Origin of the sequence: Burkholderia sp. AU38729 (assembly GCF_020419725.1) — a bacterium.
Classification (GTDB): Bacteria; Pseudomonadota; Gammaproteobacteria; order Burkholderiales; family Burkholderiaceae; genus Burkholderia.
Genome location: NZ_JAIZQO010000015.1, coordinates 81,712 through 102,256, shown reverse-complemented (window position 1 = coordinate 102,256; position 20,545 = coordinate 81,712). Strand labels below are relative to the sequence as shown.

At 66.2% G+C, this 20,545-nt stretch carries 15 protein-coding genes and 1 pseudogene; 15 read left to right on the top strand and 1 reads right to left on the bottom strand.

The window, feature by feature from the left end; genetic code table 11:
* The first annotated feature begins 20 nt into the window (after positions 1-20).
* The 15 genes and pseudogenes from LGM56_RS32020 to LGM56_RS31950 all read left to right on the top strand — a co-directional run bounded on the left by LGM56_RS32020 (position 21) and on the right by LGM56_RS31950 (position 19,117).
* Complete coding sequence (locus LGM56_RS32020; protein WP_226207768.1) at positions 21-1,058, top strand: agmatine/peptidylarginine deiminase; 1,038 nt, start codon at positions 21-23, stop codon at positions 1,056-1,058.
* 46 nt (positions 1,059-1,104) lie between these two features.
* Positions 1,105-2,019, top strand: a complete 915-nt coding sequence (gene aguB, locus LGM56_RS32015) for an N-carbamoylputrescine amidase (RefSeq protein WP_089494798.1) — start codon at positions 1,105-1,107, stop codon at positions 2,017-2,019.
* 10 nt (positions 2,020-2,029) lie between these two features.
* Complete coding sequence (locus LGM56_RS32010) at positions 2,030-3,142, top strand: polyamine ABC transporter substrate-binding protein (protein WP_226207767.1); 1,113 nt, start codon at positions 2,030-2,032, stop codon at positions 3,140-3,142.
* 76 nt (positions 3,143-3,218) lie between these two features.
* Positions 3,219-4,331, top strand: coding sequence for an agmatine/peptidylarginine deiminase (locus LGM56_RS32005; protein WP_089494800.1), 1,113 nt, complete (start codon positions 3,219-3,221; stop codon positions 4,329-4,331).
* A 149-nt stretch (positions 4,332-4,480) separates the two neighbouring features.
* The gene (locus tag LGM56_RS32000; protein WP_226207766.1) at positions 4,481-6,007 is read left to right on the top strand and encodes an agmatine/peptidylarginine deiminase; all 1,527 of its coding nucleotides are present in this window, start codon (positions 4,481-4,483) and stop codon (positions 6,005-6,007) included.
* 259 nt (positions 6,008-6,266) lie between these two features.
* Positions 6,267-6,548 (top strand): annotated as a pseudogene (locus tag LGM56_RS31995) (alpha/beta hydrolase); the annotation flags it as partial.
* A 694-nt stretch (positions 6,549-7,242) separates the two neighbouring features.
* The gene (locus tag LGM56_RS31990; protein ID WP_089494802.1) at positions 7,243-7,821 is read left to right on the top strand and encodes a fimbrial protein; all 579 of its coding nucleotides are present in this window, start codon (positions 7,243-7,245) and stop codon (positions 7,819-7,821) included.
* Between the two features lie 24 nt (positions 7,822-7,845).
* Entirely contained in the window at positions 7,846-8,604 is a 759-nt protein-coding gene (locus tag LGM56_RS31985; protein WP_089494803.1) for a molecular chaperone, read from the top strand.
* Between the two features lie 168 nt (positions 8,605-8,772).
* Complete coding sequence (locus tag LGM56_RS31980; RefSeq protein WP_226207765.1) at positions 8,773-11,421, top strand: fimbria/pilus outer membrane usher protein; 2,649 nt, start codon at positions 8,773-8,775, stop codon at positions 11,419-11,421.
* Positions 11,351-12,220 carry a molecular chaperone gene (locus LGM56_RS31975; protein WP_226207764.1) on the top strand — a complete coding sequence of 290 codons (870 nt, stop codon included), beginning with the start codon at positions 11,351-11,353 and terminating at the stop codon, positions 12,218-12,220. The genes LGM56_RS31980 and LGM56_RS31975 overlap by 71 nt, the downstream gene beginning before the upstream one ends.
* Positions 12,221-12,330: 110 nt before the next feature.
* Positions 12,331-15,339, top strand: a complete 3,009-nt coding sequence (locus tag LGM56_RS31970) for a filamentous hemagglutinin N-terminal domain-containing protein (protein ID WP_226207763.1) — start codon at positions 12,331-12,333, stop codon at positions 15,337-15,339.
* 58 nt (positions 15,340-15,397) lie between these two features.
* On the top strand, positions 15,398-16,567 hold the full coding sequence (locus LGM56_RS31965) for a fimbrial protein (RefSeq protein WP_089494807.1): 1,170 nt from the start codon (positions 15,398-15,400) through the stop codon (positions 16,565-16,567).
* 186 nt (positions 16,568-16,753) lie between these two features.
* The gene (locus LGM56_RS31960; protein ID WP_085038977.1) at positions 16,754-17,569 is read left to right on the top strand and encodes an ABC transporter substrate-binding protein; all 816 of its coding nucleotides are present in this window, start codon (positions 16,754-16,756) and stop codon (positions 17,567-17,569) included.
* 97 nt (positions 17,570-17,666) lie between these two features.
* A complete protein-coding gene (locus tag LGM56_RS31955) occupies positions 17,667-18,389 on the top strand; it encodes an amino acid ABC transporter permease (protein ID WP_226207762.1) in 723 nt (240 codons plus the stop codon).
* A 2-nt stretch (positions 18,390-18,391) separates the two neighbouring features.
* Positions 18,392-19,117, top strand: coding sequence for an amino acid ABC transporter permease (locus LGM56_RS31950; protein ID WP_089456601.1), 726 nt, complete (start codon positions 18,392-18,394; stop codon positions 19,115-19,117).
* 160 nt (positions 19,118-19,277) lie between these two features.
* Here the strand turns inward: LGM56_RS31950 and LGM56_RS31945 are convergent, their stop codons facing one another.
* Positions 19,278-20,540 carry a M23 family metallopeptidase gene (locus tag LGM56_RS31945; protein WP_226207761.1) on the bottom strand — a complete coding sequence of 421 codons (1,263 nt, stop codon included), beginning with the start codon at positions 20,538-20,540 and terminating at the stop codon, positions 19,278-19,280.
* Positions 20,541-20,545: the final 5 nt, after the last annotated feature.

Sequence of the window (20,545 nt, the reverse complement as noted above, 5' to 3'; positions counted from 1 at the left end):
ATCACAACGGAGGCTGAACGATGGGTCGCTTTGATGCTCGCCAGCGCGGTTACCGGATGCCCGCGGAATGGGAATCCATGGACGCCACGTGGCTCGGATGGCCGGTTCTCCACGATCGCGAGGATCTGTGGGGGAGCCACTATGCGCAGGTGTGCCGCGAATTCGCGCTGGTTGCGCGGACGATCGCCCGCTACCAGCGCTGCGTGGTGGCCGCGCACTACAGCCAGGCCGACGCCGCGCGCGAGATGGTCGGCGCGAGCGTCGACGTGCTGCCGGTCGCGGCCGAGGACAACTGGCTGCGCGACTGCGGGCCGGTCTTCCTGGTGAGCGAACAGCGCAGGCTCGGCGCGGCCGTGTTCCGCTTCAACTGCTGGGGCGAGAAATACCAGCCGTACGACGGCTGCCAGCAGGCCGGGCAGGACATCGCCCGCGCGGCCGGCGCGGAGATCTTCAATTCGCACCTGGTGCTGGAGGGCGGCGCGTTCTATGTCGACGGGCAGGGCACGCTGGTCACCACCGAGAGCTGCCTGCTGCATCCGAATCGCAATCCGCACCTGAGCCGCGCGGAGATCGAGGCGGAGCTGCGCCGGATGCTGGGCGTCGAGAAGATCATCTGGCTGCCGGGCAATCCCGATGAAGTGGAGACGAACGGGCACGTGGACGGCATCGCGTCGTTCATCGCACCCGGCCGGATGCTGTGCCAGACCGCGCTGCCGGAGCAGGGCGACTATTTTCACGTGATGCGGGAAAACCGTCGCGCGCTGGAGCGGGCGACCGATGCGGCGGGGCGTCGCTTCGAGCTGCTCGACCTGCCGTCGCCGATCGTCACCGAACGCTTCGGCTCCGAGCGCTACTGCGATTGCTACGCGAACTACATTCTGGTGAACGGCGCGGTGATCGTGTCCGCGTTCGGCGTCGAGCAGGATCAGGCGGCGCGCGAGGCATTCAGCCGCGCGTTTCCCGGGCGTAACGTGGAGATGCTGCCGATCCCGACGTTGTCGATCGGCGGGGGCAGCATCCACTGTTCGACGCAGCAGCAGCCGTCCGTCGCGCACTGAGCGGCGTTTCGTCAGCGGTTTCCGGTTCGACCGAGGAGCAATCGCAATGCCGTCCAAACACATCACCGTCGCCGCCGTCCAGATGGCGTCGGGCAGCTGGAATCTCGAAGACAACATGGCCACCGCGGAGCGCCTGATCCGCGCGGCCGCCGCACAGGGCGCGAATCTCGTGCTGTGCCCGGAGCTGTTCGCGATGCCGTACTTCTGCCTCGACCAGAACGTGCGTCATCTAGAACTCGCGCAGCCGTTCGAAGGCAACGCACAGATCGCCCGTTTCGCGGCGCTGGCCGGCGAGCTCGGCATCGTGCTGCCGATCGGCTTCTTCGAGCGCGCGGGCAATGCCGCGTACAACTCGGTCGCCGTCGCGGACGCGGATGGTCGCGTGCTCGGCGTCTATCGCAAGACGCATATCCCGGACGGGCCGGGTTATACGGAGAAGTTCTATTTCACGCCGGGCGACACCGGCTTCAAGGTGTGGGACACGCGCTTCGGCCGGATCGGCATCGGCATCTGCTGGGACCAGTGGTACCCGGAGACCGCGCGCAGCCTCGCGCTGATGGGCGCCGAGATCCTGTGCTTTCCGACCATCATCGGCTCGGAGCCGTTCAGCAGTGCGTTCGATTCGTCCGGCCACTGGCAGCGCACGATGCAGGGCCACGCGGCCGCCAACATGGTGCCGGTCGTGGCCGCGAACCGGATCGGCCGCGAAGTGGGCTTCGGCAACGGCAATCCGGCGCAGCAGGGGCTCACCGGCGTGTTCTACGGGTCGAGTTTCATCGCGGATCACACCGGCGAGAAGCGGGCCGAGGCGAACCGCACCGATGAAGCCGTGCTCGTGCACACGTTCGATCTCGACGCGATCCGCGCCGACCGGCAATCGTGGGGCTTTTTCCGCGATCGCCGCCCGGAGATGTACCGCACGTTGCTGACCAGCGACGGCGTGTCGTCGTGTTATCGATGAGGGAGGCCCGATGAAACGGAAAGGAGGGTTGCGCTTCGCGGTGCCGGGCCTCGCACTGTGCGTGCTGGCCGGCACGGCCCGCGCCGACGAAGAGAAGGTGCTGAACCTGTACAACTGGAGCAATTACTTCGCGCCGGATACGCTGGCCGCCTTCGAGAAGGAAACAGGCATCAAGGTGCGCTACGACGCGTATGACAGCGACGAGACGCTGCAGTCGAAGCTGCTGACCGGCAACAGCGGCTACGACCTCGTGTGGCCGACCAACGACTTCATGGCCAAGCAGATCCAGGCCGGCGTGTTTCGCAAGCTCGACAGGAACCGGCTGCCGAACCTGAAGTATCTCGATCCGTCGCTGCTGAAGCAGATGGCGCAATCCGATCCGGGCAACCAGTACGGCGTGCCGTACATGTGGGGCACCGTGGGCGTCGGCTACGACCGCGCCAGGGTGCGCGCGATCCTCGGCAAGGACATGCCGGCCGACAGCCTCGACCTGCTGTTCAGGCCGGAGATCGCGGCGCGCGTCGCCGCGAAGTGCGGGCTGGGCCTGCAGGATTCCGCGAGCACCGTGCTGCCGCTGGCGCTGCGCTATGTCGGCCGCGATCCGATGCACCCGTCCGCGCAGGACTATGCGGCCGCGCAGGCGATGCTGATGAAGATCCGGCCGTTCATCCGCGAGTTCGTCAATTCGTCCGATGCCAACGAGCTGATCGACGGCGAGCTGTGCGTGACGGTCGGCTTCTCCGGCGCGATCAACCTGGCCGCGCAGAAGGCGAAGGCGCGCGATCCGAAACGCGACGTGATGTACGCCATTCCGCGGATCGGCACCCTGATGTGGTTCGACGCGATGGTCATTCCGGCGTCCGCGAAGCATCCGGACAACGCGCATGCGTTCATCAACTACATCCTGCGTCCGGACGTGATCGCGAAGATCTCGAATTCGACGCGCTATGCGAATGCGAACCAGGGCGCGCTGAAGCTGATGGACCCGGCGCTGGTACGCGATCCGGGCATCTATCCGGACGAGGCGACGCGGCGTACGTTGTTCACGCCGATCGCCGAATCGCCGGCCGCGATGCGTCTGGAAGGCCGGACCTGGCTCGGCTTCAAGGCGGCGCGGCCGTGACCGCGCATCATGAAGCCGCCGAACGATTGAAACCACCGAAGCAAACGAAGCAATCGGCAAGCGAAAGAGGAATGCCATGACAACGAGACGTCAACTGTTGAAACGCGGCCTGTCCGTATCGGGGGCGGCGCTCGCCGCCGGCGCGCTGGGCGGGTTGCTCGGCCGCGCCGCGCACGCGCAGCAGGGCGCAACCTGGCACATGCCGGACGAGGGCGCGCCGCATACGGCGACCTGGATGGCATTCGGCCCGAGCGAGGACATCTGGGGCGCGCGGCTGTTGCCCGTTGCGCGCGCGAACCTGGCCGCGATCGCGAAGGCGATCGCCGCGCACGAGCCGCTCAAGATGCTGGTGCGCGAGCAGGACTATGCGATCGCATCGCGGCTGTGCGGATCATCGGTCGAGCTCGTCCAGCACCCGGTCGACGATCTGTGGATGCGCGACACGGGGCCCGTGTTCGTGAAGAACGCGTCGGGCCAGCTCGGCGGCGTGAGCTTCAATTTCAACGGCTGGGGCAACAAGCAGGAGCACGACCAGGACGCGGAAGTCGCGCCGTTCGTGGCGGAGCGCGCCGGTGCGCGGCTGCTCGACACGCGGCTGGTGCTCGAAGGCGGCGGCATCGAGGTAGACGGCGAGGGCACGGCGATCATCACGCGCAGCTGCGTGCTCAACCGGAACCGCAATCCGGGCGTCAGCCAGGCACAGTGCGAGGCGGAGCTGAGCCGGCTGCTCGGCCTGAGGAAGATCATCTGGTTGCCGGGCATCGCGGGCAAGGACATCACCGACGGACATACCGACTTCTATGCGCGCTTCACGAGCCCGGGTGTGGTGGTGGCCGGGCTCGATACCGATCCGTCTTCATACGACCACGCGGTGACGCGGCAGCATCTGGAGATCCTGCGGAAAGCCACCGATGCAAAGGGCCGCCCGTTGAAAGTCGTCGTGCTGCCGGGGCCGAAGTCCGTCCGGCATCAATACGAGAACGATGAGTTCGCGGCCGGCTACATCAACTTCTACGTGTGCAATCGTGCGGTGATCGCGCCGGCGTTCGGCGACAGCCGCGCCGATCGCAATACGCGCGACACGCTCGTCGACCTGTTTCCGGGGCGCGAGATCATCCAGCTGAACATCGACGGCATTGCCGCGGGCGGCGGCGGCATCCACTGCACGACGCAACAGCAGCCGGCCTGAGCGCGGCCGCGGGCCGGCATGCGTGACGGCCCGTACGACCGTAGCAGGCAACCATTCATTCCGGACTACTGAAAACAATGCGGAGTCCGTCTTGCGAGACGGAAACCGGCGTGCACGCGTGCGCGCCGACCGCACAAGGGAGTTGAAACATGATGAAACGACGTACCCATGCGAACACCGGTGAGCGCATGCAGCGCACAGCCGATAACGGCCGGCGCGGCTTTATCCGGTATTCGGCCGCCTTTCTCGGCGTGCCGCTGCTGGGCAGCCTGACCGCTTGCGGTGGCAGCGGCGATGGTGCATCCGGCGCGGCTTCCACATCGCCAGGCACGACATCTGGCACGACGCCGTCGACGCGGCAGGTCAAGTACCGGCTGCCGGCCGAAGATGCGCCGCATGCGTCGACCTACATGGCATTCGCGTCCGGCGCGGATGGCATCTGGATGCCCGTCACGCCGCAAAGCACGGATGCCGGCATCGAGCGCGTGCGGGCCGACCTGATGGACGTCGCGAAAGCGATCGGCGCGACCGAACCGGTCGACATGCTGGTGCTGCCGGCCGATCTCGACGCGGCCCGCGCGCTGCTCGCGACCGCGAGCGTCGCGAACCCCGACCTGCACGCGCGCTATGCGGCCCGCGCCGCGGGAGCCGGCGGGATCAACCTCGTGCCGCTCGCCGACGGCTTCAACGATTTCTGGGTGCGCGACACGGGGTGCCTGTTCGTCAGGGATACGACGAACGGCGATGCGCTGAATGCGGTCGGCTTCAATTTCAACGGCTGGGGCAATGCGAACACCGACGGCGCCGGCATGAGCCCGGGCGCGACGGTCCCGCCGGAAGTCGCGGCCGCGAGCAACCGGTCGAAGGCGGGCAAGTTCTTCCAGCCGTTCAGCCGCGACAACGCGGTGGCGGGCTGGATGGCGCAGCGGAAAGGCGCGAGCTTGATCCGCAGCACGCTGACGCTCGAAGGCGGCGCGATCGAATTCGACGGCGACGCGACGGCGATCCTCACCGAATCGTCCGTGCTGCACGTGAACCGGAATCCGCAGCTGTTCGACATCCCGAACGGCGTGATCGCGAATGCGACGCTGCTGCCGACGGCGAAAGACACGGTGCTCGCCGAACTGCAGCGCACGCTCGGCGTGCGGAAGATCATCTGGCTGCCCGGTACGGCGACCTATCCGCGCGGCAGCGGCGTGGGCGGTGCCGGCGGCGCGGCGACCCCGGCCGGCGAGACCGACATCACCAACGGGCACGTCGATTTCTACGCGCGCTTTCTCGCGCCCGGCGTGGTCGCGTGTTGTTACGACGTGTCGAACTCGACCGGCGAGCGCGCGTTGACGGACGCGAACCGGCAACGGCTTGCCGGCCAGACCGATGCGAATGGCCGACCGCTGCAGATCGTCGAGCTGGTGCCGCCGGTCAATTTCGGCACGTCGGCCGGCACCCGCCTGACCGACCGGCAGATGACGAATTTCGCGGCCGGCTACATCAATTTCTACGCCTGCAACGGTGCGATCGTGATGCCGAAGTTCAATGACGCGGCCGCCGACGCGGCCGCGGTCGCCGCGATCCGGCCGTATGCGGGGAACCGGGCGATCGTGCAGGTCGACATCCTCGGCATCGCGTCGGGCGGCGGCGGCATCCACTGCTCGACGCGGGAGGTGCCGGCGTGAGCGAATCCCGTCATATCGATATTGAAATCGATTCGTTGTCCATGACGGGCGAATTCCTTAATCTGGGCCTGTAGTTCGTGTGACACCTCCTTGACTGGGATTCGCGCCCGCTGCTTGCAGCGGGCGTCTTTTTTGATGCGCTGCGTCTCACGCCGGTCGCGGCGGGGGCGGTCGCGCACGGCGGCTCGCCTATGCCGGCTGCTGCATGTCCGCGTGATGACCCGGATCGGCCGGGCCGGTGGCGGTTCGATGACTTGCCATGTCAAGGAGAGAAGCGCTCGTGATGGCCGTCACGCGGAAGACGCCGGTGGCGAGCACGTTCGCGGACACCATTCACGCGCCGGCCTGGCGCGTGAAGCCGTCGTGGTACCCGATCTCGAGCGAAGACCGGATGATCGCGCCGGAGAACCAGCCGCGGATGTCGGCGCGGATGGACGCGCGCAAGGTCATCACGCTCGATGCAAGCCATGCGTCGCTCACGTCGAAACCGGTTGCGGTCGCAGCGTTGATCGACGAGGCGGCGGCCGCGCTCGCCGGGTGATGTAGCAGGGCACGGCGCGGTGCCGCGCTCCGGGCCGGTGCGGCAACGCACATCTCGTCGCGAAGCGACGGGTCCCACTCCTTCCATACGCCAACAGGTTCCTGCCCGCCAGTGGTGCCGCATGCAGCCGGTTCGTGTGCGATCTGACTGCATGCGACCTCGGTGAAATGCGACGCCGCGACGGGATTTCGATTTCGAAAACCCGATCGACACGTCGACTCTCGATCTTGCGCAACTCACTCATGCTGGAGAGTGGGGATTTGACTTTTCTTATTTTGAAATTTTGAGAAATGGAAAATTCTCAAAATTTTCCGGTTCAAGTCACATTGTTTTGATTATTTATTCAATCAAATTGATTGTTATTTCTTATGTCGACGTGCGATATCGCATTGTCAGTGGCGCATGCGCGATACGTTGCAGCCGCAAGCAGCGCCGCAGTGAGTTGCCTGCCACAATCATCGCCGCGAGACAAGGCGCTCGAATGGCTAAATGGAATTCACATTTCTTACTCGTACTATTTGAGGAAAATTTCCGGGCAAATAGAATTGCGATGTCGTCGTTTTTCGAGGATAGAAATTCATTTATTCGAGATGGCGCGATGCGATCTGTATTTCGGGATTTCAAGTCCCATGGAAACTCCTGAGCCGGTCGGAATGTTTCGAGAAAAATCATCCATTTGAGAGGAATTCCAAAGATGAAAATGAACTTGCTTCGGGGTTGCGTTGCAGCAGGCATCGCCAGCGCCGCGCTGGTACCGTCGCTTGCCCACGCGTTCGACGGTGAGCTCGCCTTCTACGGCAGCATCTCCGACGTCACCTGCAACGTCAACGGCCAGGCACCTGGCTCCAGCAATCGGCAAGAGGTGCAACTTGGCGATCGCGTCGACCCGGCCATGTTCGACGCGATCGGCAAGACGTCGAATGACGTCGAGTTCAGTGTGAAGATTGGCGGCAATACGGGCTGTACTAACGGCACGAAGGTCGTGATGGAATTCGATCCGGTGTCGGTCAACATCAACCCGTCGACCGGCAACCTGAAGCTCATCGGCACCAAACCGGCGGAGGGCATCGAAATCCAGATCAAGGACGCGGGTAACACCAAGAACGGCAAGATCATGCTCGGCACGCCGCAGACCGACCCGCAGATCGCGACCGTCGAGAACAACACCGCGACCCTGACCTACAAGGCGGCATACGTGTCGACGGCCTTGCCGGCTGGCATCAAGGCAGGTTCCGGCAACTCGTTCATCCGGTACGTGCTCGCTTACCACTGATCGGTCCCATTCCCGTTACACGTCATGACATTGTCAATTCGGATTCCTTATTCAAGAGTCGTGGCCGGTGTCGTGGCGTGGGCTGCCTGCGCCACGCTGGCGCAGGCAGCCCTACTGTTGAACGGTACCCGGGTGATCTTTCCCGAGCGTGCCCGCGACGTGACGGTCCGAATGGAAAATTCCGGCACGCAACCGGTCCTCGCCCAGAGCTGGATCGACGACGGTCGCGCCGACGTTCCGCCCGAGCAGATGCGTACGCCGTTTGTCGTTGCACCTGCTCTGGTGCGCGTCGAAGCGGGGCGGGGCGCGGTGTTGCGCATCACGAACATGCAGGCGTCGCTGCCGTCCGACCGTGAATCGGTGTTCTGGCTGAATGTGCTCGAGGTGCCGACGGTGCAGCAAGACGCGGACAACCAGTTGCGCTTCGCGTTCAGAACCCGCATCAAATTGTTCTACCGGCCCTCGGCGCTCGAGAACGACGTCGACATGGCGCAGGACGCGCTGGTCTGGAGAGCGTCTGCCGATGCGCAGCGCGCGGGCGGACGACGGATCACGCTCGAGGTGTCGAACCCGACGCCGTACTACGTGTCGTTCGGGATGGTCGAGGCCGAGGTCGGCGGCACCTTCGTCGAAGCTGGTGGCGGGATGGTCGCGCCGTTCGGTACCCAACGCTTTCCGCTGCCGGGTGTCTTCACGCAGTCGCATCGCGCGAGGGCCGTGCGCTATATGGCCATCGACGATTACGGCGGACGCAGCACGATAACCAAAAAACTGACCGACTGAGCAGTTTTTCCACGCGACGCATCCATCCAGAAGGCATCACCCGGCATGCCGATCCCGATGTATTGGATCGGTATGCGAAATAACTGTAACAACATGCGCAGTTCAGCAGGTTTCCATTCTTCATGCGTATCGGAGTTACCGCTGCGACTACCGCAGCGGCCTTGCCTGATGGCGGTCGCGTCGGTATTTGCGTCGATCGCGATGACGTCGGGTGCAAACGCCGTCGCGGATACGGCCGTCGCGGTGGCGCGGGACGACGAGCGCAGCGAGACCACGGACGTACCGCCGGCGGCCGGCAAGACGCATTTCGACGACTCGATGCTGATGCACGGCCATGGCAGCGAGCCGATTGACACGACGCCGTTCGAGCGTCCGAACGCCGTCGAGCCGGGGCTGCATCGTGTGGATCTGATCGTCAACGGGCAGTGGCGCGGCGTGGAGGGCATCACTTTCCATCGCGACGCGCGCGATGACGTGTTGCCTTGCTACGACCGGCTGCTGCTGCAGCGGGCAGGTGTCGATCTTGACCGGAGCGCGCGCGGGCAGGACGGCAGCCAGCCTCCGAATCCGATGCCCGACGGGCTGATCTGCGAGGCCCTGTCCCGATACGTTCCCGGCGCCATGTTGTCGTTCGATGCGGCCGAGCAGAAACTGTATCTGACGGTTCCGCGGTTCTACATGCGTTTCGCCGGTCAGAGTACCTACGTCGATCCGGCCAACTGGACGAACGGCGTGCCCGCCGCGCGGTTGAACTACAACGCAAGTGTGTTCACGACGCGTTCGGGCGGGTACGAATTCACGCAGTTCTACACAGGCCTCTCGATGGCGGCGAGCGCCGGGCGGTTCCGGATTCGCCACAACGGCAACCTCACCTGGTCGCAGCGAGGCGGCGCCCGTTATCAGCGCGGCTACGTCTACGCGCAAACCGATCTGCCCGACTGGCACGCGCAGTTGCTGGCCGGCGAGAGCTCGACGAGCGGCACACTGTTCGACGCCGTGTCGTTCCGCGGCGTGCAGATCGCCAGCGACGACCGCATGCTGCCCGACGAACAGCGCTACTACGCGCCCGTGGTGCGCGGCGTCGCTCAGTCGAATGCCAAGGTGGCGATCTACCAGCGCGGCTATCTGGTTCACGAGACGACCGTCGCGCCGGGGCCGTTCGCGATCGACAACCTGCAGGCGATGAGCTACGGCGGCGACCTGAACGTGACGGTGACCGAGGCCAACGGTGAAACGCGCAGCTTCGTGGTGCCGTTCGCGACTGCGGTCCAATTGCTGCGTCCCGGCAGCACGCGATTCAGCGCGATGGCGGGCCGGGCGATCGACGTCGGCGGCGGCATTGGCACGCAATACGTCGGCCAGTTCACGGTGCAGCGCGGCGTCAGCAACGCACTGACGGCCTACGGCGGCGCCGCGTTTGCGAGCCGCTACCAGTCGGTGCTGATGGGCGTCGGGCTCAATACGTCGATCGGCGGCTTCGCAGCGGACGTCACGATCGCGCGAACCCAGCCGCCGGGCAGCGAGCGCCTGACCGGTTCGAGTATCCGCGTGTCGTACAGCAAGAACCTGCCGAACAGCGGCACGAACTTTTCGCTGCTCGCGTATCGCTACTCGACCAAGGGCTATCTCGGCCTGCGCGATGCGTTGATACTGAACGGCCGGAGCGATCAGCGCGTGGGCGCCGAGGCATTCGCGCGGCTGCGCAATCGGGTCGATCTCAACGTGAGTCAGCAGATCGGGCGATCGGGCAGCGTCTACGCGAACGGATCGGCACTCAGCTACTGGGCGGGAGGCGGGCAATCGCTCAGCTTCACGCTCGGTTACAGCACGCAATGGCGCGATGCGACCGTAACGGCGTCGGTGCAGCGCGTGCGCAACCTGTCCGCTCGGCAACCGTCGTTCGGCGGCGGGGCGGGCAGCACGCTCGTGAGCCTGAACGTTTCGATTCCGTTGGGACGCAACACGCGGCGCGCGCCGATCTTCAGCACGCTCACGACGCATGACACCAGCGCCGGCACCAGTGCCACCGCGAGCCTGGCCGGCCGTTTCGGCGAGCAGAGCGCCGGATCGTACTCGCTGTCGTCGAGCTACGACGGCAACAACCGCGCGTCGTCGGGCAGTTTCGGCGTGGGCTATCAATTGCCGGCCGTGTCGCTGTCGGCGAACGTCGGCTTGGGAAGCGGCTACCAGCAGGCGTCCGCGAACGCGGTGGGCGGCCTGGTGCTGCACCCGGGCGGCCTGACGCTGGCGCCCACCTTGAGCGAGACGGTCGGCGTCGTGCACGCACCGCACGCGCGCGGTGCCCTGGTGGGGAACTCGAACGCGCGCGTCGACCGGTTCGGCTACGCGATCGTACCGAGCCTCACGCCGTATCAGCTCAACAAGATCGACATCGATCCGAAGGATATCGCCGACGATGTCGAACTCAAGACGGTATCGCGCAGCGTCGCACCCCGCTCGGGCTCGGTCGTCATGCTGTCGTACGACACACTGAAGGCGCGCGCGCTGCTGATCGACGCGCAGACCGACGACGGCCGGCCACTGCCGTTCGCGGCGCGTGCGCTCGACGCACGCACCGGCACTTTGCTGGGCGCGGTCGGGCAGGGTAGCCGCCTGCTGGTGCGCAGTGCCGACGACGACGGGCAGATCCGTGTCGAATGGGGCACGCGCGCCGATCAGCGGTGCGTGATCGACTATGCGGTGCCGGCGCCGGAACGTACGTCCCGCGGCTATGTGACGCTGACGCGTGTCTGCCGCGCACTTCCAGCGATTGTGCCTGTTGCGGCGACGGCGCGCGGCCAGCACGTGGAGCCATAGTTCGATGCGCGTTCTCGATGGCCGTTCCGCACTGGCGGCGTCCCGGCCGCCGCGCCGTACAGGTCGCTGGGCCGGCTTTGCCCGCATCGTGCGTGCGGCGGTGGCGGCTTGCGCGGCGAGCGTCGGGACAATCAACGGGCACGCGGCGCTGTCCGTGGTCGGAACCCGCTTCATCTATCCCGGCGATGCCCGTGCGCTGACGATCGTCGCGCGCAACGGTGGCGCCGCGCCGATCCTGGTTCAGTCGTGGCTCGACGTGGGCGACGCGAATGCCGATCCCGACCACCTGCGCGTGCCGTTCGTCGTTTCGCCGCCGCTCGCTCGACTCGATCCGGCGCAGTCGCTGGCGATCCGCGTGCAGTCCATCGGAGGCGACTTGCCGGTGGATCGCGAATCCTGCTTCTGGATCAACCTGCTCGAAGTACCGCCGGCCGCACCGGCAAGCGACAACACGCTGCGCATCGCGTACCGGCTGCGCCTGAAGTTCCTGTATCGGCCGCCCGGACTTGCCGGCGATCCGGATCAGGCGCCGAGCGCACTGACCTGGACGCACACGGATCAGCAGGACTCCCCATCGATCGTCGCCACCAATCCCACACCGTACTACGTGACGCTCACGCGCGTGCTGTTGCACGGGGAGCCGGTCGCATTGGTCGGTGAGGCTGTGGAGGTTCCGCCGTTCGGCCTGACCCGCGTCCCGATCGGTGAGTCAAGCGGCGTGCGATCGGGCGAGATCGTGTTCGACGCGGTCGACGACAGCGGGGCATCCCAGGAATACCGGAGGCAGCTGGAGCCGTAGCGGAGCGGCGGCACGCGGCACCATGTGCCGTTGCCGCTGCGCGCCGGGAGTTGCAGTACCCGTCCTGTCGGGGAATCGACAGGGTTTCAACCACAACAAGGAAAACGAGAATGAACAAGACATACGCTTTGGTATGGAACGCCGGGCAGGGCGTTTGGCAGGTGGCCGGCGAACGGGTACGCCGGCACGGCAAGTCGGCGACGCGCGCGCGTGTCGTCGCGGTGCTCGCGCTGCTCGCGGGCGGCGCGGCGACGTCCGCCCAGGCGCTTCCGGCGGGCGAGAACATCGTGTCCGGGAAGGCCGACATTCTTCGCTACGACAACGGGAAGCAGATGTCGATCAACCAGCACAGCGACAAGCTGGTGACGGACTGGCAGTCGTTCAACGTCGACAGCGGGCAGCGCGTCACGTTCAACCAGCCGTCCGACAAGTCGCTTGCGCTGAACCGGGTGATCGGCCAGGACGGCAGCACAATCCACGGCAACATCGACGCGAACGGCCGCGTATTCCTCGTCAACCCGAACGGCGTCCTGTTCGGCAAGGGCGCACAGGTCAACGTCGGTGGTCTGGTGGCGACGACGCTCGACATCAAGAACGAAGACTTCGAAGCCGGCCGCTTCCGGTTCTCCGGTCAGTCGCCGAGCGAAGTGCAGAACTTCGGCAATCTCGTCGCGAGCGAAGGCGGCGCGATCGCGCTGCTCGGCGCGAAAGTCGTCAACCGGGGGATCGTCCAGGCGCAGATGGGCACCGTCGCGCTGGGCGCCGGCAGTGACGCCACGCTGAACTTCGACGGCAGCAAGCTGCTCAGCGTGCAGATCGATCAGGGAACCATGAACGCACTGGTCAGCAACGAGCAGTTGCTGAAGGCCGACGGCGGGCGGGTGCTGATGGGCGCGAAGACCGTCGATACGGTGTTGCGCACGGTGGTCAACAACCAGGGCACCATCGAGGCGCGCACGCTCAGGAGTGTCGCGGGCCGGATCTCGCTGGACGGTCACGACGCCGGCACCGTCAATGTCGCGGGCGTGATGAACGCGAGCGCGACGACGCCGGGCAACGGCGGCACGGTCCACACCCGCGGCGCCGACGTGAAGGTGGCGCTGGGCGCGATGGTCGATACGCGCGCGACCAACGGGCGCGGCGGCACCTGGCGCATCGCATCGTCCGACGTGTCGGTCAAGGCGGGCGCGAACCAGCCGGGTACCATCGTGGCCGATACGCTGTCGCGCAACCTCGCGACGACCGATGTCGAACTGGTCGCCGAACGCGGCGGGATGTCGGTCGACGGACCGGTGACCTGGGCAAGCGGCAACCGGTTGGCGCTAGCCAGCCGGAACGGCGACGTGTCGGTCAACGGTGCGCTGCGCGCGACGGGGGCGAACGCGCGGGTGGCCATCGACGCGAAGAACAGCGTGCGGATCGCGGCGCCGATCGCACTGACCGGCGCGAATGCGCTGCTGACGCTCGACTACGGCGTCGCGTATTCGCTGACGGGTGCCGCGGCCGTGACGCTGTCGGGCACCGGAGCCGGCTTCGAGTCGAACGGCTATCTCTACACCGTGATCCAGAACCTGCAGCAGTTGCAGGGCATCAATACGAATCTCGACGGCTTGTACGTCCTCGGCAACAACATCGCCGGCTCCTGCTCCTGGTATTCCTGCCCCACGTTCAGGACCATCGGGTCGGGGGCGTCGTTCTCCGGCGTGTTCGATGGCCTCGGCAATACGATCAGCAACCTCGTCATCACGAGCAGCGATCCGTACGCGGGGCTGTTCGGCCGCAACGCCGGTACGCTCGCCAACCTCAAGCTGGCGTCGTTGCGCGTCAGTGCCGCGTCCGGTGTCGGTCCGGTGGCCATCGGCGGGCTGGTGGGCGAAAACGTCGGCAAGCTCACGAACGTGGCCGCGACGGGCATGCAGGTGAGTGCCGGTGCGAACCGCGGCAATGCGTTGGGTGGCCTCGTCGGCATCAATAGCGGCGAGCTTTCGCAATCGTCATTTGCCGGATCCGTGGCCGGTAACGGGATGTCGTATGCCGTTGGCGGCCTGGTCGGCGAAAACCGCATCGATTTGATGGGGGCAGGGATCGTGTCCGACAGCGAATCCAACGCCACCGTCACGGGCGGCGCATCGAACCAGGCGTCGATCGGCGGTCTCGTCGGCATGAATCGGGGCGGCGACATTCTGAGGTCGACGAGTCGGGGCACCACGTCGGGCGTCAATATCGCCGGCGTGAACGTCGGTGGGCTCGTGGGCGCGAATCTGCTTGGCAGGATCGACGACGGAACGGCTTTGGGGCGCGTGACAGGGGGCTCGGGCGGTACGGCGGGCGGACTCGTCGGCGTCAATACCGGCAAGATTGCCAATTCGAGCGCAAGCGGTGTCGTCGACGGCCGATATGCGCAAGCGATCGGCGGCTTCGTCGGGCTGAACCAGGGCATCGTGACCGACAGCAAGGCGCTGGGCGCCGTCATGAGCGCATCGACGGGTTCGACCGGCGGTTTCGTTGGCATCAACCTGGGCATGTATGCGTTCATCGACATGGCAGAAGCGCACGGCGCGGTCACCGGTGGGCAGGGCACCAATGGCGGCTTCGTCGGCAGCCATCTCGGCGGCCGGATTGCACACTCGGTCGCGCGTGGCAAGACGACCGGCGGCAACTACAGCAAGACGGGTGGTTTCGTCGGCAGCAACGCGGCCGAACTGACCAACGTCGATGCGAGCGGCGACGTATACGGCGGTGTCGGTGCATCGGTGGGGGGCTTCGCCGGCGCTAACACGACATCCGGCGAGATCGACACCGCGTCGGCAACCGGCAACGTGACGGGCGGCTCGTCGAGCACGGTGGGCGGGTTTGCCGGAGAAAACCTCGGTACCGTGCGCGATGCGTCGGCGTCGGGAACGGTCGGCGCCGGCAATTACGCGACCCTCGGCGGCCTGGCCGGCCTGAACGCGGGGCTCATCGAACGCTCGGCCGCGAGCGGGCGGATCAACGGATCGTCGAGCCAGACCTTTGGCGGTCTGGTCGGCATCAACCGGGGCACGTTCCGCAACAGCATTGCGTCCGGCGAGGCCGGGCTGCAGAAGGTTGCCGGTATCAATCTCGGCGTGATCGAGTAATGCAACGGGCGGCGGGCGAGCATGACCGGCGCCTGCCGCTGCCGCAACGGGAGGCAGCATGAAGACGATTCAATGGCGCAGGTCCGGGCGAGTCGGCCGGGCCGTACGTCGCCTGGCGATGGCGGGATATCTGGTGCTTGCATTCGGCCCGCACGTCAACGCGCAGACCGCCAGTGGCTCGACGGCGCAGAAATGCACGTTCAGCAACACCAACGCGTCACCCTGGAAGATGATCAATGCGTTGACGAGTGCGACACCCGTCGACACGATCCTGTATCAACGCACCGTTTCGCTCTTCGTTAAATTCACATACGGCACTGCGACCGGGGAGCACGAACTGGTGGGGGCCGGGCATTGGAAGACAACGCCTATTGTCACGGACGGAGTCGCGAAGACGAACGTGAACGGTATCGGCTTCAAGTGGGCAGGCGTATCCGGCAACGAAGACGAGAATACCCTGCCGCAAGATTCGCTGCCGATGGTGACCGTGAAGCACAATCTCGGTCGTGGGAACCAAAGCGGTACCGAAAACACGCAGGCGATGATCTTCCGGCAGTATCTCGTCCTCGAAAAGCCGGCCTCGCAGTTACCGGAAGGCAAGCTGGTCGTCAAGAACCTGCCGGGCAATCCGACCGTCGAGATTTATGCGATCGACTTGCCGAAAGGCGTCGCATCGGTAGGTAGCACGGTGACGGTGCCTGAACAGACGCCCTTGTGTGCACAGGCGATAACCTTCGTCGGCGCGGGCAACGTCTGCATCGGCAGCGAATGCGAGATCCAGGTGCCGAATCGCTGCGAGATCCAGTCGAACTGGATCAAGCCGGTAACGCTCGGAAATGTCGCGATCGACAATTTCCCGACTTTGAACGCGATGTCGGAGCCGGTCAGCTTCGATATCACGCTCAGCCAATGCGCGGCCGCGGCCAAACCGAAGATCAGTTTCCGCGACAAGGCAGCGCAGCCGAATCCGGACAAGACATTGCTGCAGTTGAGCGCGCCGGCCGGCCGGTCGGTTGCGCACGGGTTCAACATCGTGATGACGCACCGGGATACGAACGAGCGGATCGCCTACGGCGAGCCGGGCACGGCCCCGACCTATCCGATGCATCGCGAAGCCGACACGGCGACGATCCCGCTCAGTGCCCGGTACATCCGAACCGGTGCGGATGGCGAGCTGCGGCCCGGAAACGCAAACGGGGCCGCGGAATTCACGTTCACGTTCCCGTGATGGCGCGCGCCGCGACGGGCATGCCTCATCACGAAACCCGCTGAGCAAAGCACCATTTGTTGGTTCGGATTCGCGGCACGCGCTGATACGTTAGCGGCTTCGCGACGACACACTCCGTCGCGATGTTCTTCGAACCGGGCCGCCGCGCGATCCGCGGCGGCCTTCATAACAAATCAGGTCGTGCTCATGAAATTCCACACGCTCGCTACGTGGCTCGTCGGAGCCGCGCTCATCACCGCAGGCACCGTCGCGCATGCGGACCGTCTCGACGACATCAAGAAGGCCGGTGTGCTGCGCGTCGCGACGTTCGACAGCAACCCGCCGTTCGGCTATGTCGACGGCAAAAGCAATCATATCGTCGGCCTCGACGTCGACTATGCGAAGGCACTCGCCGACAAGCTCGGCGTGAAGCTGCAGCTCCAGCCGACCAACCCGGCGAACCGCATTCCGTTCCTGACGTCCGGCAAGGTCGATCTCGTGCTCGCGAACTTCACGATCACCGACGAGCGCGCGAAGCAGGTCGACTTCAGCATTCCGTATTTCTCGTCGGGCCAGCAGTTTCTCGCGAAGAAGGGCGTGCTGAAATCGGCCGACCAGCTGAACGCGCTGCGCGTCGGCGCCGACAAGGGCACGACCAACGAGATCACGCTGCGCGAAAAATTCCCGAAGGCGACGATCGTCGCGTACGACGACACGCCGTTCGCGTTCGCCGCGCTGCGCGCCGGCAACGTGCAGGCGATCACGCAGGACGGCCCGAAGCTGATCGGGCTGCTCGCGAACGTGCCGGACAAGCAGAACTACGAGATCCCGGCGTTCACGATCTCGAACGACTACATGGGCGTCGGCGTGCCGAAGGGCGAGACGCGCCTGCTCGGCTTCGTCAACGACACGCTGAAGGGGCTCGAGGCGAACGGCCGCGCCGTGCAGATTTACGACGCATGGTTCGGGCCGACGACGAAGACGCCGCTCACGCGCATCTTCCGGATCGGCGACAAGACCTGATCCGCATCGCACGCGCGCCGCGACTGGCCAAAGCATCATCGGCCGAGCGGCGCTTTTCGCATTCTTCCGATCGCGCGCTTCGCGCCCGCAACACAGCATGCTCGGGTTGGCTCCCAAATACCTGTCCTGGCTCTGGCAGGGTTTCCTGCTGACGCTCGGCCTCGCGGCCGCGTCGGCCGTCGTCGCGACCGCCGGCGGGCTGTTGCTCGCGGTCATGCGCCATGCGCGCGGCACGGCGCCGCGCGCGATGGCGGCCGCGTACGTCGTCACGTTCCGCAACACGCCGCTGCTCGTGCAGTTGCTGTTCTGGTATTTCGGTATCGCGTCGCTGCTGCCCGAACCATGGATCGCGTGGCTGAACGCGCGTCATGCGTTGAGCATCGGCCCGTTCACGCTCGCGTGGCCGTCGTTCGAATTCGTCGCGGGCTGGGTCGGGCTGAGTGCGTATACGGCCGCGTTCGTCGCCGAAGAGTGCGAAGCCGGCCTGCGCGGCGTGCGGCGCGCGCAGCACGACGCAGCGGCCGCGCTCGGCCTCACGGCGATGCAGTCGCTGCGTTACGTGGTGCTGCCGCAGGCGGTGCGCATCGCGTTGCCGCCGCTGTTCGGCCAATACATGAATCTCGTGAAGAACTCGTCGCTCGCGATGGCGATCGGCGTGGCCGAGCTGTCGTATGCATCGCGGCAGGTCGAGACCGAGACGTTCAAGACCTTCGCCGCGTTCGGCGTGGCGACCGTGCTGTACGTCGCGGCGGTGGCCGCGATCGAAGCGGGCGCGTATGCGGCCACGCAATGGCGCGACCGGCTGGGAGCGGGGCGCTGACGATGGATCTTTCGCTGCTGTTCGCCAATCTGCCGTACCTGCTCGTCGGCGCGTTCCCGGAAGGGCCGCTCGGCGGCGCCGCGCTGTCGCTGCTGCTCGCGATCGCGTCGGCCGTCGCGTCGGCCGTGCTCGGCATCGCGCTCGGCGTAGCGATGGCGCTCGCGCGCGGCCCGGTGCGCGTGCTGCTGCTCGCGTTCATCGGCTTTTTCCGCGCGATTCCCGTGCTGATGCTGATTTTCTGGACCTACTTCCTGATGCCGATGCTGCTGCACATGGACGTGCCGGGGCTCGCGACGGTCGTGTGCGCGCTCGCGCTGATCGGCGGCGCATATCTCGCGCACGCGGTGCATGCGGGCATCGTCGCGGCCGGCGACGGGCAATGGCAGGCCGGGCTGTCGCTCGGGCTCACGCGCTGGCAGACGGTGCGCTACGTGCTGCTGCCGCAGGCGATCCGGATCATGACGCCGTCGTTCGTCAACCAGTGGGTCGCGCTCGTGAAGGACACGTCGCTCGCGTATATCGTCGGCGTGCCGGAGCTGTCGTTCGTCGCGACGCAGGTGAACAACCGGCTGATGGTGTATCCGGCACCGATCTTCCTGTTCGTCGCGCTGATCTATCTGGTGCTGTGCACGTCGCTCGACGGCGCGGCACGCTGGCTGTTGTCGCGGCGCCCGCGCGCGGAACGTGCGGCGCACGCGGCGGCCGAGTATACGGAACCCGCGCGGTGACGGCCTGCCGCGGCCGTTTCGAATGGCCGAAGATGGCGGGTCGTTGAATCCGCGCAGCGGACAGCGCGTCAGGCAGGTCAGGCCCGGTGGGCAGGGACAAGGAAGGTTGAGAGCCTGCTGCGCGCCGCGGCGAGTCGAGCAACGGCGCGCGGCACGTGCATCACGATGCCGAGTAATGCGTATTGAAGACGGCGCGCAGCGTCGATGAATCGGTCGCGAAATCGCCCCACAGCGGCCCGTCGTTCTGCGCGAACGCGAACGGCGCCGTACGGATCGAGGCGAGACGGAAGCGCCATTGCGCCGCTTCCTGGCGGAAGGCGGTGAGCTGCATGTCCGACAGCGCCGTCTGCGCGCTCGCGAGCGTGACGAGCGGATCGACCGGATTGTTGGCGACGCGCACCTCGAAATGCAAGTGCGGGCCCGTCGCGGCGCCCGTCATCCCGACCGAGCCGATGCGCTGGCCCTGCTTCACGGTCTCGCCCGTCTTGAGGCCGTGCGCGAACGCGGACAGGTGCGCGTAGTAGGTCGAGTAACCATCGGCGTGATCGACGATCACGTAGCGGCCGTAGCCGCCCGGATCGGTGCCGACGAACGAGACGACGCCGTCGGCCGCCGCATCGACGGGGGTGCCGCTCGGCGCGGCGAGATCGACGCCCGTGTGGAACGCCATCGCCTGCGACAGCGGGTGAATGCGTTCGCCGAAGAACGAGCTGATGCGTGTCCACTTGACCGGCATCGTGAAAGCGGCGGCTTCGAGCGGCGAGCCGTCGAGCGCGTAGTACGCGCCGTGCTCGGCGCCCGGCGCGCGGAACCAGATCGCGCCGAACGTGCGGCCGGCGACGCGCAGTTCGAGCGCGGTGAGGCGCGGCGTGCCGTCGCTCGTATCGAACGCGACGCGGTAGTAGTCGCCGCGCTGCGCGCTCGCCCGCATCGCGACCTTGCCGCTGACGAGATCGCCGAGCTGGATGCGCACCTCGGGCGGCACGTCGAGACGGTTCAGCGTATCGGACAGCGTGAGCTCGACGTCGCCCGCGCGCATCCCGTGCTGGTTTTCAGGGGCCGCGAACTGGAACAGGTTCGCGTAGCCGAGCATCTCGTTGCGGTGCGCGCTGAGCGGCGCGAACAGCCCCGGCTGCTGGCTGCGGTCATTGCGTTCGCCGGCATCGTTGCGCTCGCCGATCGTGCGGGCGAGCTCGCTCGTCACGAAATGCTGCGCGGTGGGAAACGGCGTGTCGGACAGCACGCGCTGCGGCAGCGCGGCCGTGCCCGAATCGACGGCGCCCGGCAGTTGCGACACGGCCGGCAGCGCGGCGAAGCCGAGTGCGGCGAGGGCGCCGAGCACGGCGGCCGGCACGAGCGCGCGCGCAATGCGCTGCGCGCGGCCGGGCGCGAAAGCATCAGGGGTAGCGGCAGACTTGACCAAGGTGT

Bases quoted from the DNA above. Each gene is read 5' to 3' on its own strand.
- LGM56_RS32020 (WP_226207768.1), top strand. From the start codon at position 21: ATGGGTCGCTTTGATGCTCGCCAGCGCGGTTACCGGATGCCCGCGGAA.
- aguB (WP_089494798.1), top strand. From the start codon at position 1,105: ATGCCGTCCAAACACATCACCGTCGCCGCCGTCCAGATGGCGTCGGGC.
- LGM56_RS32010 (WP_226207767.1), top strand. From the start codon at position 2,030: ATGAAACGGAAAGGAGGGTTGCGCTTCGCGGTGCCGGGCCTCGCACTG.
- LGM56_RS32005 (WP_089494800.1), top strand. From the start codon at position 3,219: ATGACAACGAGACGTCAACTGTTGAAACGCGGCCTGTCCGTATCGGGG.
- LGM56_RS32000 (WP_226207766.1), top strand. From the start codon at position 4,481: ATGATGAAACGACGTACCCATGCGAACACCGGTGAGCGCATGCAGCGC.
- LGM56_RS31990 (WP_089494802.1), top strand. From the start codon at position 7,243: ATGAAAATGAACTTGCTTCGGGGTTGCGTTGCAGCAGGCATCGCCAGC.
- LGM56_RS31985 (WP_089494803.1), top strand. From the start codon at position 7,846: ATGACATTGTCAATTCGGATTCCTTATTCAAGAGTCGTGGCCGGTGTC.
- LGM56_RS31980 (WP_226207765.1), top strand. From the start codon at position 8,773: ATGGCGGTCGCGTCGGTATTTGCGTCGATCGCGATGACGTCGGGTGCA.
- LGM56_RS31970 (WP_226207763.1), top strand. From the start codon at position 12,331: ATGAACAAGACATACGCTTTGGTATGGAACGCCGGGCAGGGCGTTTGG.
- LGM56_RS31965 (WP_089494807.1), top strand. From the start codon at position 15,398: ATGAAGACGATTCAATGGCGCAGGTCCGGGCGAGTCGGCCGGGCCGTA.
- LGM56_RS31960 (WP_085038977.1), top strand. From the start codon at position 16,754: ATGAAATTCCACACGCTCGCTACGTGGCTCGTCGGAGCCGCGCTCATC.
- LGM56_RS31955 (WP_226207762.1), top strand. From the start codon at position 17,667: ATGCTCGGGTTGGCTCCCAAATACCTGTCCTGGCTCTGGCAGGGTTTC.
- LGM56_RS31950 (WP_089456601.1), top strand. From the start codon at position 18,392: ATGGATCTTTCGCTGCTGTTCGCCAATCTGCCGTACCTGCTCGTCGGC.